Below are 13,300 nucleotides of genomic sequence, written 5' to 3' on the forward strand. Positions count from 1 at the left end.
TTGTCGAGTGTGTCTCGCTCGGGGACTCGCTTTTGCATTCAAATGCTTGATGGATCGAATGGCCGGTTCCGGACTCTCCGGGGCCGGCCTTTTCGCAAGGACGCTCCAGTGACCGGCGACGCTTTCTGTTGCAATCCGATGACTCATGGCTAGAGGCGACCGCGTTCAGCCAAACCATCACCACAAGCCGTCTCGGGGATTCGCAATGAAGATCATGTCCGGCAACAGCAACCTTCCGCTCGCTCGCGCGATCGCGGGATATCTTGAGCTGCCGCTCACCGACGCAGCCGTGCGCCGTTTCGCCGACGAGGAAATCTTCGTCGAAATCCACGAGAACGTGCGCGGCGAGGACGTCTTCGTGGTCCAGCCCACCAGCTATCCGGTGAACGACAACCTGATGGAGCTGCTGATCGGCATCGACGCGCTGCGCCGCGCCTCGGCCAAGCGCATCACCGCCGTGATCCCCTACTTCGGCTACGCCCGCCAGGACCGTAAACCCGGTCCGCGCACGCCGATCTCGGCCAAGCTCGTCGCCAACCTGCTGACCGAAGCCGGTGCCGACCGCGTTCTCTCCGTCGATCTCCACGCCGGGCAGATCCAGGGCTTCTTCGACATCCCGACCGACAACCTCTTTGCCGCGCCGGTCATGGCAGCCGATATCCAGGCCCGCTACGGCGACCAGTCGCTGATGGTGGTCTCGCCCGACGTCGGCGGCGTGGTGCGCGCTCGCGCGCTGGCCAAGCGCCTCGATAACGCGCCGCTGGCGATCGTCGACAAGCGCCGTGACAAGCCGGGCCAGTCGGAAGTCATGAACATCATCGGCGACGTGAAGGGCCGCGCCTGCATCCTGATCGACGATATCATCGATTCGGGCGGCACACTCTGCAACGCCGCGCAGGCGCTGATGGACGAGGGCGCGATCAGCGTCACCGCCTACATCACCCACGGCGTGCTTTCGGGCGCAGCGGTTTCGCGCGTGACCAATTCGGCGCTCAAGGAACTGGTCATCACCGATTCGATCCAGGCGACCGAAGCGGCGCAGCAGTCGGACAAGATCCGCATCCTGACGATCGCCCCGCTGATCGGCGAGGCGATCCGCCGCATTGCCGACGAAAGCTCGGTTTCGAGCCTGTTCGACTGATCTCCGGCCCCCAGATTCGCGTCCGGGGCCATCAAGGCAACAAAGGCGCGTCCTCGCAGGAGGGCGCGCTTTTGTTTCATGTGGAACTTTTTTCGGGCCTCACTCCCAGGGGCGGGGTTGACCCGGTTCCAGTCGATGCAGTGCTTCCAGCCTGCGGGCCTGCCGCGATTCGAGCGTCAGGGTGAGCAGCGGCTGCGGCCGCAGCACGAACTGGCGTGGTGACATGCCGAACAGTTCGGTGAACTCGTGGATCAGGTGGCTTTCGTCGTAATAGCGCAGCGCCAGCACGTCCGCCTCCTCCGCATCGGCGACGCCGCGCAGGTAGCTGGCCATGTCGAGCGCGCGGGCGCGGCGCAGGACCTGCTTGGGCGCCATGCCGAAATCGCGGCCGACCACGCGCTCCAGCTTGCGCCGCTCCACCCCGCATTCCGCTGCCGCCTCGGCTACCGAGAGGGTGGGGGCGCGGTAGCAGATATCCTCGAACCGGGCGGTCACGGGATCGGGGGCGGCGCAGTCGAGGTCCGCCACCCGCGCGCGGACCATCGCTTCCAGCGCGAGGAGCCAGTCTTCCGGTGCGGCATCGGCTGCGAATAGGGCCAGCAGCCGGTCCGAAGGCAAGCCGATGACATCGGTGCTGACGATCCGGTCGATATAGTCGCCCACGCGCGGTCCCTTCAACGCGGTGCAGGCGCCGGGGCGGAGCGCGAAGCCCAGGCTGATGAAGCTGCCGGTGACACAGACCGGCATGCGGCGCGATTGCGGGCCGAAGAACAGCGCCGCATTGCCCGCCTCCTGCGCCCCCGCCGCGGTCTCGGCGTTCCACAGTCCGGCAAGCTGGATTCGCAGGCAGGCGGTATCGTTGAACAAGCCGCATTCCAGCGCATAATCGATCGGGGCCAGAACTTTGGTGACGTAGAGCCGCGATATCCACGGCGCCAGGTCGGCGGCGGGCGCGCGGTTGTAGCTCAGGGGCTGGCCGTCCCTGCTGATTCCCTGTGCCGGGGCGATCATCCTGTCGATCGCCGGGCGAATCCGATGGTGCATGACCCATTGCCCCTGAAGATGCCCCGCCATCGGGATAAGTCTCGCCGTCTCCGGCTGCAACATGGGAAAAATCCATATGGGTTCCGCCCGCGACTTTTCGAAGGCCGATTTCGGCGGCATCGGCCTTGACCATGCGGCGCCCCGCCGGGCAGAGCAGGGGGCATGAGACTGGACACCGACATCGCCCTCGCCCTTCGCCTCGCCGACGCTGCGGGAGAGGCGATCCGCCCGCACTTCCGCACCGGCATCGGCGTGGAGCGCAAGGGCGATGCCTCGCCGGTGACGGTGGCCGACCGCGCCGCCGAGGAAGCCATCCGCCGCATCCTCAAGGCCGAGGTCCCGCGCGACGGCATCATCGGCGAGGAATTCGGCAGCGAGGAAGGCAGTTCGAACCGCACCTGGGTGCTCGATCCGATCGACGGCACCGTCTCGTTCATTGCCGGACGCCCGATCTTCGGCACCCTGATCGCCCTGCTGGTGGACGGCTGGCCGGTGCTGGGAATCATCGACCAGCCGATCCTGGGCGAACGCTGGGTGGGCGCGAGCGGCTTCGCCACGACCTTCAACGGCAAGGAAGTGCGCACGCGCGCCTGCCGCGAACTGTCGGACGCCATGCTGGCGACGACCGGCCCCCACTACTTCGACGACCACCAGGGCGAGCATTTCATGGCGCTGGCCGCCAAGACCGACCACAAGCGCATGGTCATGGGCGGCGACTGCTACAACTACGGTCTGCTTGCCAGCGGCCATCTCGACGTGGTCTGCGAGGCGGGACTCAAGCTGCACGATTGGGCGGCACTCGTCCCCATCGTCGAGGGCGCGGGGGGCACGATGTGCGACTGGAACGGCGATCCGCTCCATGCCCAGTCGGACGGCCATATCCTCGCGCTCGGCGATCCGGCGCGGCTGGAAGACGTGGTGGAAGCGCTGGACTGCCACCACTGAGGGCACCGTGCGCAAGTTGAGGCTCTTCGTCTACGGCACGCTCCAGCCTCATGCGGGCACCCGCATTGGGCGCTGGGTGGCCGAGCGGATGATCTCGGCCGAGCCCGCCAGCGTTCCCGGCTCGATCCGCGCGGTGCGCGGCGGCAACGGGTGGTTTCCCGCACTTGTCCCGGCCGGGACCGGCGCGCGGGTTAGCGGCACGCTCTGCGAACTGGCGCTGCGCCCCGGCGATCTGGCCCGGCTCGACCGCTACGAGGGACGCGAATATCGCCGCGTCGCAATGCCGGTGCGCACGGCGGGCGGTCGGCGCCACCGGGCGGCCATCTATCTCTGGCGCATCGCCCTGCCCAAGGGGGCGCCGCCGATCCTCTCCGGCGACTATCTCGCCTGGCTGGAACGGAGCGGGCGGCAGGCCTTCACGACTCCGCGCAACGGGACGTGAAGGGAATAGGGGGAGAGAGGGGCGGTGCGGCGAGTCTTTCCCTTGCGTTCGGCGGATTCTCTCACTAAAGGCGCGCCCTTCAATCGACACGGTTGAGTCTCCGTCAGGAGATTCGCGGGTCGGCCTGGCGAAAAGGGCTGCCATGGCTGACCGGACGTGTCCCTGTGAAAGGAAACGAAATGCCCAAGCTGAAGACCAAGAGCGGTGTGAAGAAGCGCTTCAAGCTCACCGCCACCGGCAAGGTGAAGCACGGCGTCGCCGGTAAGCGCCACCGCCTGATGAGCCACAACGGCAAGTACATCCGCCAGAATCGCGGCACCGAAGTCATTTCCGACGCCGATGCCAAGACGATCAAGAAGTGGGCGCCCTACGGGCTCAACTGAGGAGTACTGACCTATGAGCCGTATCAAGAGGGGCGTAACCACCCGCGCCAAGCACAAGCGTATTCTGGACCAGGCCAAGGGTTACCGCGGCCGTCGCAAGAACACGATCCGCGTTGCCCGTCAGGCCGTCGAAAAGGCCGGCCAGTACGCCTACCGCGACCGCAAGATCAAGAAGCGGACCTTCCGCGCGCTCTGGATCCAGCGTATCAACGCTGCCGTCCGCGCCGAAGGCCTGACCTACTCGCAGTTCATGCACGGCGTTAAGCTCGCCGGCATCGAACTCGATCGCAAGTCGATGGCCGACCTCGCCATGAACGAGGGTGCGGTGTTCGCGGCTGTGATCGCTCAGGCGAAGGCTGCTATCCCCGCCTGAATTGCGTAAGTTCCGGTGCCTCGGCACCGGGCTTCGCGGATCATGCGAGAAAAATTCGGGGCGTGGGTGCCAGTCACCCGCGCCCCGTTTTCTTTTGAGCCTTCCGAAATATTTGCGCTCCATACCCAGTCTCTATACCAAAGACGCGGGGGGATGCCCCGGTGCGAAGATCAGACAGGGAATGACAGCTAGGCGGGTCGTCATACAGTATTGCCCCGTACCTGCGGGGTTGGATCGCTACGTCTCGGTCCTGTTCTACTGCGAAATCCATATGGGCGAGGGGGAGCGTCTTCACGACGTGCTATCTCCCGACTGGGCGACGTTCCGGTTTCATTACGGCGCGGGCGTCGAAGGCGAGATGCGCAACGGCTCTTCCATCGGCGAATGCCGGTTTACGGTGGCCGGTCCGCGTTCGCAGGAAGTCCGTTTTTCGCTCGGCAGCACGCGCCAATGGGGCTTTCGCCTGACCCCGCTCGGCTGGGCGGCGCTGGTCGGCGTTCCGGCGGACCGCTATGCCGACGTGCTGGCGGACGGCGACGAAGACGAGGCTTTCGCCGCATTTCGGCCGCTCTACGATGTGATCGAGCAGGGAGAATCTCCCGGCGAACAGCTCGACCTGTTCACCGCCTTCCTCGAAGCGCTGCCGCGCCGCCCGGTCGCGCACGAGGCGCTGATCCTGGGAATCTGCGATGCCCTGGCCGATCCCGAAGTGCGCTCCGCCACCGATCTGGCAAGCCATGCCGGGGCCCATTCGCGCACGGTCGAGCGGGTCTGCCGCGCCGCCTTCGGATTTTCGCCCAAGCTGCTGCTGCGCCGCCAGCGCTTCCTGCGCAGCATCGACCAGTTCACGCTGGAACCGGCGCGCAAGTGGATCGGCGCGATCGACGCGGCCTATCACGATCAGGCCCAGTTCGTGCGCGATTTCCGCGCCTTCATGGGCATGACCCCGCGCCAGTATGCCCAGCTCGACAAGCCCCTGACCGGCCCGCTCATGCGCGAGCGCGCGCGTCACGCCCGGCTCAGGGGGTGATGCTCGTCACCGTTGCGATTTGGCCGCCGTCCCCGTAAGGACCGCGCTTCCAGATATCAGCAACAGTCAGGCAGACACCAGTGGACTACGCAGCAACCGGCCAGGAGGCGCTCTCGCGGATTGCGGAAGCATCCGATCTCGAAACGCTGGAGGCCCTGCGTGTCGAGTTTCTGGGCAAGCAGGGATCGATCTCCGGCCTGCTCAAGACGCTGGGCAAGCTCGACCCCGAAGAACGCAAGGTCGAAGGCCCGAAGATTCACGCCTTGCGCGAAAGCGTGAGCGATGTGCTCGCCGCCCGCAAGGACGTGCTGGAGACGGCGGCGCTGAACGCCCGCCTCGCCTCGGAGACCATCGACCTCTCGCTGCCCGCGCCCGGAGCGCCGCGCGGCACCGTTCACCCGATCTCGCAAGTGATGGACGAGATCGCCGAGATATTCGCCGACCTCGGCTTCTCGGTCGCCACCGGGCCGGAGATCGAGGACGACTGGCACAACTTCACCGCGCTCAACATGCCGGAAAGCCACCCGGCGCGGGCGATGCACGACACCTTCTATTTCCCGGACCGCGACGCCCAGAACCGAGAGATGCTGCTGCGCACGCACACCTCGCCGGTGCAGATGCGCACGATGCTCAAGGACGGCGCGCCGCTGCGCATCATCGCGCCGGGCCGCGTCTACCGTTCGGACAGCGACGCCACCCACACGCCGATGTTCCACCAGGTCGAAGGTCTGGTGATCGACAAGGACGTGCACCTCGGCCACCTCAAGTGGACGCTGGAGACCTTCCTGAAGGCGTTCTTCGAGCGTGAGGACATCGTCCTGCGCCTGCGCCCCAGCTACTTCCCTTTCACCGAGCCTTCGGTGGAAGCGGACATCGGCTTCACCCTGATCGACGGCAAGCGCGTGATCGGCGGCGACCCGTCGAAGGGCGAGGGCGGCTGGATGGAAGTGCTCGGCTCGGGCATGGTCAACCGCCGCGTCATCGAATTCGCCGGGCTCGACCCTAACGAATGGCAGGGTTTCGCCTTCGGCATCGGCATCGATCGCCTGGCCATGCTGAAGTACGGCATGGACGACCTGCGCGCCTTCTTCGACGGCGATGTCCGCTGGCTCTCCCACTACGGTTTCTCCGCCCTCGACGTGCCGACCCTTTCGGGCGGCGTTGGCACTCCGGCCTGAGCGCGGGAAGGATTTAGAAAATGAAGTTCTCGCTTTCCTGGCTCAAGCAGTACCTTGAGACTGACGCCTCGCTTGAGGATATCGCCCTGAAGCTCAACGCCATCGGCCTTGAGGTCGAAGGCATCGAAGACCCCGCCGCCAAGCTGGCCGGTTTCCGTGTGGCCAAGGTGCTGACCGCCGACAAGCATCCGCAGGCGGACAAGCTGCAGGTCCTCACCGTCGATACGGGTGAGAGCGTGCTGCAGGTCGTCTGCGGCGCACCCAATGCGCGCGCGGGTCTTGTCGGCGTGCTGGGCCTTGCCGGTGCGACCGTGCCGGCCAACGGCATGGTGCTGAAGGTTGCCGCCGTGCGCGGCGTCGAATCGAATGGCATGATGTGCTCCACGCGCGAGCTGGAACTGGGCGAAGATCACGACGGCATCATCGAACTGCCCGAGGATGCGCCGGTCGGCACGCCTTTCGCGGACTACCACGGCGCCGATCCGGTGATCGAAGTGGCTATCACGCCGAACCGTCCGGACTGCATGGGCGTCTACGGCATAGCGCGCGATCTGGCCGCCGCCGGTCTCGGCACGCTGAAGCCGATCGAGGCGCTGGACATCGCCGGCAGCTTCCCCTGCCCTGTCGAAGTGCGCACCGACGATGCCGAGGGTTGCCCGGCGTTCTATGGGCGCGTCATCAAGGGCGTGAAGAACGGCCCTTCGCCGCAATGGCTTCAGGAACGCCTGAAGGCGGCTGGTCAGCGTCCGATCTCGGCGCTGGTCGATGCCACCAACTACCTGATGCTGGCCTATGGTCGCCCGGCCCACGCCTATGACCTTGCCAAGCTGAACGGCGCTGTCGTCGCGCGCCGCGCGCACGATGGCGAGACGGTCGTCGCTTTGAACGAAAAGACCTACACGCTCGATGCCGAGATGACCGTGATCGCCGACGATTCGGGCGTTCACGACATTGCCGGCATCATGGGCGGCGAGCATTCGGGGTGCGGTGAAGAAACCACCGACGTCCTGCTCGAAATCGCCTATTTCGATCCCGAGCGCATCGCCAAGACCGGCCGCAAGCTCAACCTCACCTCGGACGCGCGCAGCCGCTTCGAGCGCGGGATCGATCCGAATTTCCTCGATAGCGGCCTCGATCACCTGACCCAGCTGATCCAGACGCTCTGCGGCGGCGAGGCTTCGCAGGCGGTGCGCAGCGGTGCGGCTCCGGCGACGCCGAAGATCGTCCACTTCGATCCGGCGCTGACCGAGAAGCTCGGCGGCGTTCGCATCGAGGAAACCGAGCAGCAGCGCATCCTCGAAAGCCTCGGTTTCTCGGTGGTCGCCGAGCAGGCGAACTTCGACAAGTCCTGGGCCGTCACCGTTCCCGGCTGGCGCCCGGACGTGGACGGCGCTCCCGACATCGTCGAGGAAGTCGTCCGCATCCACGGTCTCGACAAGGTCACCAGCGTTGCCCTGCCGCGCGCAGATGGCGTCGCCCGCCCGACCGCCACGCCGACGCAGGCGCTGGAACGCCGCGTGCGCCGCGCCGCCGCCGCGCGCGGGCTGCATGAAGCCGTTACCTGGTCGTTCCTGCCTTCGGCCGAGGCCGATGCCTTCGCGGACGGTAACGCACTCTGGTCGCTCGCCAACCCGATCAGCGAGGACATGAAGGTCATGCGGCCTTCGCTGCTGCCGGGCCTGCTGATGGCGGCCAAGCGCAATCTCGATCGCGGTGCTTCGTCGCTGCGTCTGTTCGAACTGGGCCGTCGTTATCTGCGCGGCGAGGGCGGTGCGAGCGACGAGCGTCTGGCGCTCGGTTTCGTGCTGGCGGGCGAGAAAGTCTCGCGCGGCTGGGCAACCGGCAAGGCGACCGTGTTCGACGCTTACGACGCCAAGGCCGAAGTCACGGCACTTCTCGCCGAAGCCGGTGCTCCGGTGGAGAAGCTGCAAGTCATGGGTGAAGCTGGCGACCAGTTCCACCCCGGCCAGTCGGCCACGCTGCGCCTCGGCCCCAAGAACGTGCTGGCGCGCTTCGGCATGCTGCACCCGACTGTCGCGAAGCAGTTCGACATCGAAGGTCCGGTGGCGATTGCCGAGATCTATCTCGACGCCATCCCCGGCAAGAAGGGCGCCGCCACTTTCGCCCGCACCCGCTACGCGCCCCCGCCGCTTCAGGCGGTGACGCGCGACTTCGCGTTCCTCGTGCCGGTCGAGCAGGCCGCAGGCGATCTCGTCCGCATGGTCGCGGGCGCGGACAAGGCGAACATCGTCTCGGCACGTCTGTTCGACGACTTCCGTGGTCAGGGCGTGCCCGAGGGCCAGAAGTCGCTGGCGCTCGAAGTCACGCTCCAGCCGCTCGAAAAGAGCTACAAGGAGGAAGACCTCAAGGCGATCAGCGCCAAGGTGACCGCTGCCGCCGCCAAGCTCGGGGCCGTGCTGCGGACCTGAGCCGACTGCTTGAAGAAACAAAGGGAAGATCGCCGGTGACTGATAGGGAATTCGTGACCATCTCCTCCGGCGATCTGACCGCCCGGCTCGCGCCTTTCGGGGCCGAACTCTGGTCGCTCACCGACCGGGCGGGCCGCGAATATATGACCGATGCCGATCCCGCGTTCTGGACCGGCCATGCTCCGATCCTGTTTCCGATCGTCGGGGCGCTGAGCGGCGGTCGCTATCGGCTCGATGGCCATGAATACGAATTGCCCAAGCACGGCTTCGCCCGCCATTCGCTGTTCGAACTGGTCGAAGCCGTGCCCGATCGCGCCATGTTCCGCCTCCGCGACAGCGCGGAAACCCGCAAGGTCTATCCTTTCGCCTTCGTGCTGGAGCTGGAGTTCCGCCTCGAAGGCATGAGCCTGCACACCACGGCGACAGTGACCAATGCCGGAGACGGGGCCATGCCCTTCAGTTTCGGCTACCACCCGGCCTTCGCCTGGCCGCTGCCTGGCGGCGCCGCCAAGGCCGACCACACGATCGCCTTCGAGCAGAGCGAACCTCAGCCGATCCGCCGCATCGACATGGCAACGGGCCTCGTCCAGCTCGAACCCGTCGCCACCCCGGTCGAGGGCCATCTGCTCCGCCCCGAGGCCGCGCAGTTCGAGACCGACGCGCTGATCTGGGACCGGCTCGCCAGCCGCTCGCTTACCTTCGGAGCGCCCGGCGGCGCGCAGCTCGTCGTCGCCTTCCCGGACACGCCGATGCTAGGTATCTGGCAGAAGCCCGGCGCGAACTATCTCTGCATCGAACCCTGGCAGGGCATGGCCGATCCGCTCGGCTATACCGGCGCCTTCCGCGCCAAGCCCGGCGTGCTTTCGCTCGAACCCGGCACCAGCCGGAGCTTCCGCATGGACGTCAGCGTCCTCACCGCCGACTAAAGCAGTCGTCCGATTGCAATCGGATCGACTGCTTTAGATTTTTCGTCTGTCGCGTTTTCCGAGTCATCAGGTGTTCCACCTGATTAGAAAACGCTTTTAGGAGACTTTCCCCATGAAGACCGCACTCGTGACCGGCGCCACTGCCGGTATCGGAGAAGCCTGTGCCCGCGCGTTCGTGGCGGCGGGCTGGCGCGTGATCGGCACCGGCCGCCGCGCCGAGCGTCTCGAAGCCCTGAAGGCCGAACTCGGCGCCGACAAGTTCCACGCCGCCGTCTTCGACGTGCGTGACGAATCCGCGCGTGACGCGGCCCTTGCGGCGCTCCCGGCCGAGTTCGCCGCCATCGACTGCCTCGTCAACAACGCGGGCCTCGCGCTCGGCACCGAACCGGCCCAGAACGCCTCGCTCGACAGCTGGAAGACGATGATCGACACCAACGTCACCGCGCTGGTCTCGCTCACCCACAAGCTGCTGCCCGCGCTGATCGAGCGCAAGGGGGCGATCGTCAACCTGTCTTCGGTGGCGGCAACCTACCCTTATACCGGCGGCAACGTCTACGGCGGCACCAAGGCCTTCGTGCACCAGTTCTCGCTCGGCCTGCGCTCCGACCTGGCGGGAACGGGCGTGCGCGTGACCTCGATCGAGCCGGGCATGGTCGAGACCGAATTCACCCTCGTGCGCACCGGCGGCAACCAGCAGGCCTCGGACAATCTCTACGGCGGCGCCAATCCGATGACCGCCGAGGACCTCGCCGGGACCGTGCTCTGGGTCGCGACCCTGCCGCCGCACCTCAACATCAACACGCTGGAACTGATGCCGGTGAGCCAGTCCTTCGCCGGCTTCCAGGTCGCGCGCGAAGGCTGAGGCGGGACTGCCTGGCGCGTAAGGGGGAGAGGGCGCGCCGCGCTCCCCCCTTTCCATCTGGCCCCGCGCCCACTAATAGCGCGCCGATGAGCAACGTCCCCCACCAGTCCCGGCGCACTTTCGCGATCATCTCGCACCCTGACGCCGGCAAGACCACCCTGACCGAGAAGCTGCTGCTGCAAGGCGGCGCGATTCACCTGGCAGGGCAGGTCAAGGCACGCGGCGCCGCGCGCCGCGCGCGGTCGGACTGGATGAAGATCGAGCAGCAGCGCGGCATTTCCGTGACCAGCTCGGTCATGACCTTCGAGCGTGACGGGATCACCTTCAACCTGCTCGATACGCCGGGACACGAGGACTTCTCGGAAGACACCTACCGCACGCTTACCGCCGTCGATTCGGCGATCATGGTGATCGACGCGGCCAAGGGCATCGAGCCGCAGACCCGCAAGCTCTTCGAGGTCTGCCGCCTGCGCTCGGTGCCGATCATTACCTTCATCAACAAGGTGGACCGCGAAGGCCGCGCCTGCTTTGACCTGATGGACGAAGTGGCCGACATGCTGGCGCTCGACGTCTGCCCGATGTCCTGGCCGGTTGGCATGGGCGGCCTGTTCGAGGGCATTCTCGACATCGAGAGCGGCAAGATCAGCCGCCCCGAGGGCGCGAGCAAGGAATTCCTCGGCAAAGTCGACGAAGGCGCGACCCTGCCCGATGCCGTGGCGGAAGAACTCGAACTGGCCCAGGCCGGTTATCCCGAATTCGACGTCGAGGCCTATCGCGGCGGCGACCTCACCCCGGTCTACTTCGGCTCGGCGCTCAAGAACTTCGGCGTCACCGAACTGATCGACGCGATCGAGAAGTTCGCCCCGCCGCCGCGCCCGCAGCCTTCCAACGAGGGCACGATCGAGCCGGAGAACAAGGAAGTCACCGGCTTCATCTTCAAGGTCCAGGCCAACATGGACCCGATGCACCGCGACCGCATCGCCTTCATGCGTCTGGTCTCGGGCACCTTCAAGCGCGGCATGAAGCTGACGCCCTCGGGCCTCGGCAAGCCGATCGCGGTCCACTCGCCGATCCTGTTCTTCGCGCAGGACCGCGAGATCGCGGACAATGCCGAGCCGGGCGATATCATCGGCATTCCCAACCACGGCACCTTGCGCGTGGGCGACACTCTGTCCGAGAAGAATCAGGTCCGCTTCACCGGCCTGCCGAACTTCGCGCCGGAAATCCTGCGCCGCGTGGCGCTCAAGGACCCGACCAAGACCAAGCAGCTGCGCAAGGCGCTCGACGACCTTTCCGAAGAGGGCGTGATCCAGGTGTTCTACCCGGAGATCGGCTCGCAGTGGGTGGTCGGCGTGGTCGGCCAGCTCCAGCTCGACGTGCTGATCAGCCGTCTCGAAGCCGAATACAAGGTGGAAGCGGTGCTGGAGCCGGCACCCTTCGACACCGCCCGCTGGCTCAAGGGCGACGACAAGGCGCTGCGCGACTTCGGCGAGTTCAACAAGATGAACCTCGCCCGCGACCGCGACGGCGACCCGGTGTTCATGGCCCGCTCGGCCTGGGACGTGAGCTACCAGCAGGAACGCAACCCGGACCTGACCTTCAGCGCGACGAAGGAACGCTGATCCTTACGGCAAGCTCGGGATGACACTTCGACAGGCTCAGGGTGAGCGGGGGTAGCGAATACCTCTCAATCTCACGCGGGCTGAGCGGATGGGAGCCACATACCTCCCAACCCCGCTCAGGCTGAGCCTGTCGAAGCCCCCGCAGAATCACGCACAGCCCGGAACCTGACAGGACGCCGATGGATTGCTAAAGCCAGCATCCCTCCGGAGTCCCGACTTGCAGATCAAGTTCGCCAGCTACAACATCCACAAGGCCGTCGGCCTCGACCGGCGCCGCGATCCCGAGCGCATCCTCACCGTGCTGCGCGAGATCGATGCCGACGTCGTCGCCTTGCAGGAAGTGGACCGCCGCTTCGGTCGCCGGATGAGCGCGCTGCCGCTCGATGCCATCCACACGACCACCGATTACGTGCCGGTGCCGCTGTCGATGAAGCCCGACAGTCTCGGCTGGCACGGCAATGCCATCCTCGTGCGCAAGGGCATCGACCTCCTCGAAGCGGATGCCGTTCCCTTGCCGGTGCTGGAGCCGCGCGGGGCGATCCGGGCCGACCTCTCGCTTAATGGACATCGCTTTCGCGTCGTCGGCATGCACCTCGATCTCTCGGGCTTGCGCCGCCGGTTGCAGGTGCGAAGCGTGCTTGCCCATGTCGATGCCTGCGAGGCTTCGGTGCCCACTGTGATGATGGGCGATCTCAACGAATGGTCGGCCGGAGGCGGCTGCTTTCGGGAGTTTCACGAACCCTGGCAGGTGCTTGCACCGGGCCGCAGCTTTCCTTCGCGGCGACCGCTTGCCCGGCTCGATCGCATCATCGTGTCGCAGCAGTGGTCGGTTCTGGGAACAAACGTTCATCATAGCCCCCTGTCGGCGATAGGATCTGACCATTTGCCGGTCTTTGCATCACTAGAGTTGCCTAAAAAATAGGCA

General features: G+C 66.1%; 13 protein-coding genes. 12 read left to right on the top strand and 1 reads right to left on the bottom strand.

Going from position 1 to position 13,300, the window contains the following annotated elements:
• The first annotated feature begins 205 nt into the window (after positions 1–205).
• Positions 206–1,141 (top strand): ribose-phosphate pyrophosphokinase, encoded by a 936-nt coding sequence (locus ACZ1II_RS09125; RefSeq protein WP_147216484.1) that lies wholly within the window; start codon positions 206–208, stop codon positions 1,139–1,141.
• 99 nt (positions 1,142–1,240) lie between these two features.
• Here the strand turns inward: ACZ1II_RS09125 and ACZ1II_RS09130 are convergent, their stop codons facing one another.
• The gene (locus tag ACZ1II_RS09130) at positions 1,241–2,185 is read right to left on the bottom strand and encodes a helix-turn-helix domain-containing protein (protein WP_465146138.1); all 945 of its coding nucleotides are present in this window, start codon (positions 2,183–2,185) and stop codon (positions 1,241–1,243) included.
• Between the two features lie 162 nt (positions 2,186–2,347).
• On the opposite strand from ACZ1II_RS09130, the gene hisN reads away from it, so the two are divergent.
• The 11 genes from hisN (at position 2,348) to ACZ1II_RS09185 (ending at position 13,297) form a co-directional block, all read left to right on the top strand.
• Positions 2,348–3,130, top strand: a complete 783-nt coding sequence (gene hisN, locus ACZ1II_RS09135; protein WP_465146139.1) for a histidinol-phosphatase — start codon at positions 2,348–2,350, stop codon at positions 3,128–3,130.
• A gap of 7 nt (positions 3,131–3,137) precedes the next feature.
• Positions 3,138–3,572 carry a gamma-glutamylcyclotransferase family protein gene (locus ACZ1II_RS09140; RefSeq protein WP_465146140.1) on the top strand — a complete coding sequence of 145 codons (435 nt, stop codon included), beginning with the start codon at positions 3,138–3,140 and terminating at the stop codon, positions 3,570–3,572.
• 179 nt (positions 3,573–3,751) lie between these two features.
• The gene (gene rpmI, locus ACZ1II_RS09145) at positions 3,752–3,955 is read left to right on the top strand and encodes a 50S ribosomal protein L35 (RefSeq protein ID WP_021232722.1); all 204 of its coding nucleotides are present in this window, start codon (positions 3,752–3,754) and stop codon (positions 3,953–3,955) included.
• Between the two features lie 13 nt (positions 3,956–3,968).
• Entirely contained in the window at positions 3,969–4,328 is a 360-nt protein-coding gene (rplT, locus tag ACZ1II_RS09150) for a 50S ribosomal protein L20 (RefSeq protein ID WP_147216491.1), read from the top strand.
• 229 nt (positions 4,329–4,557) lie between these two features.
• On the top strand, positions 4,558–5,358 hold the full coding sequence (locus ACZ1II_RS09155) for a helix-turn-helix domain-containing protein (protein ID WP_465146141.1): 801 nt from the start codon (positions 4,558–4,560) through the stop codon (positions 5,356–5,358).
• 80 nt (positions 5,359–5,438) lie between these two features.
• Positions 5,439–6,536, top strand: a complete 1,098-nt coding sequence (gene pheS, locus ACZ1II_RS09160; protein WP_465146142.1) for a phenylalanine--tRNA ligase subunit alpha — start codon at positions 5,439–5,441, stop codon at positions 6,534–6,536.
• Positions 6,537–6,556: 20 nt separating this feature from the next.
• Positions 6,557–8,965, top strand: a complete 2,409-nt coding sequence (pheT, locus tag ACZ1II_RS09165) for a phenylalanine--tRNA ligase subunit beta (protein ID WP_465146143.1) — start codon at positions 6,557–6,559, stop codon at positions 8,963–8,965.
• A gap of 35 nt (positions 8,966–9,000) precedes the next feature.
• A complete protein-coding gene (locus ACZ1II_RS09170) occupies positions 9,001–9,891 on the top strand; it encodes an aldose 1-epimerase family protein (RefSeq protein ID WP_465146144.1) in 891 nt (296 codons plus the stop codon).
• 112 nt (positions 9,892–10,003) lie between these two features.
• Positions 10,004–10,753, top strand: a complete 750-nt coding sequence (locus ACZ1II_RS09175) for an SDR family NAD(P)-dependent oxidoreductase (RefSeq protein WP_465146145.1) — start codon at positions 10,004–10,006, stop codon at positions 10,751–10,753.
• Between the two features lie 86 nt (positions 10,754–10,839).
• The gene (locus ACZ1II_RS09180) at positions 10,840–12,375 is read left to right on the top strand and encodes a peptide chain release factor 3 (RefSeq protein WP_465146146.1); all 1,536 of its coding nucleotides are present in this window, start codon (positions 10,840–10,842) and stop codon (positions 12,373–12,375) included.
• A 217-nt stretch (positions 12,376–12,592) separates the two neighbouring features.
• Positions 12,593–13,297 (top strand): endonuclease/exonuclease/phosphatase family protein, encoded by a 705-nt coding sequence (locus ACZ1II_RS09185; protein WP_465146147.1) that lies wholly within the window; start codon positions 12,593–12,595, stop codon positions 13,295–13,297.
• Positions 13,298–13,300: the final 3 nt, after the last annotated feature.

It is taken from the genome of Novosphingobium sp. BL-S-20, assembly GCF_055521635.1.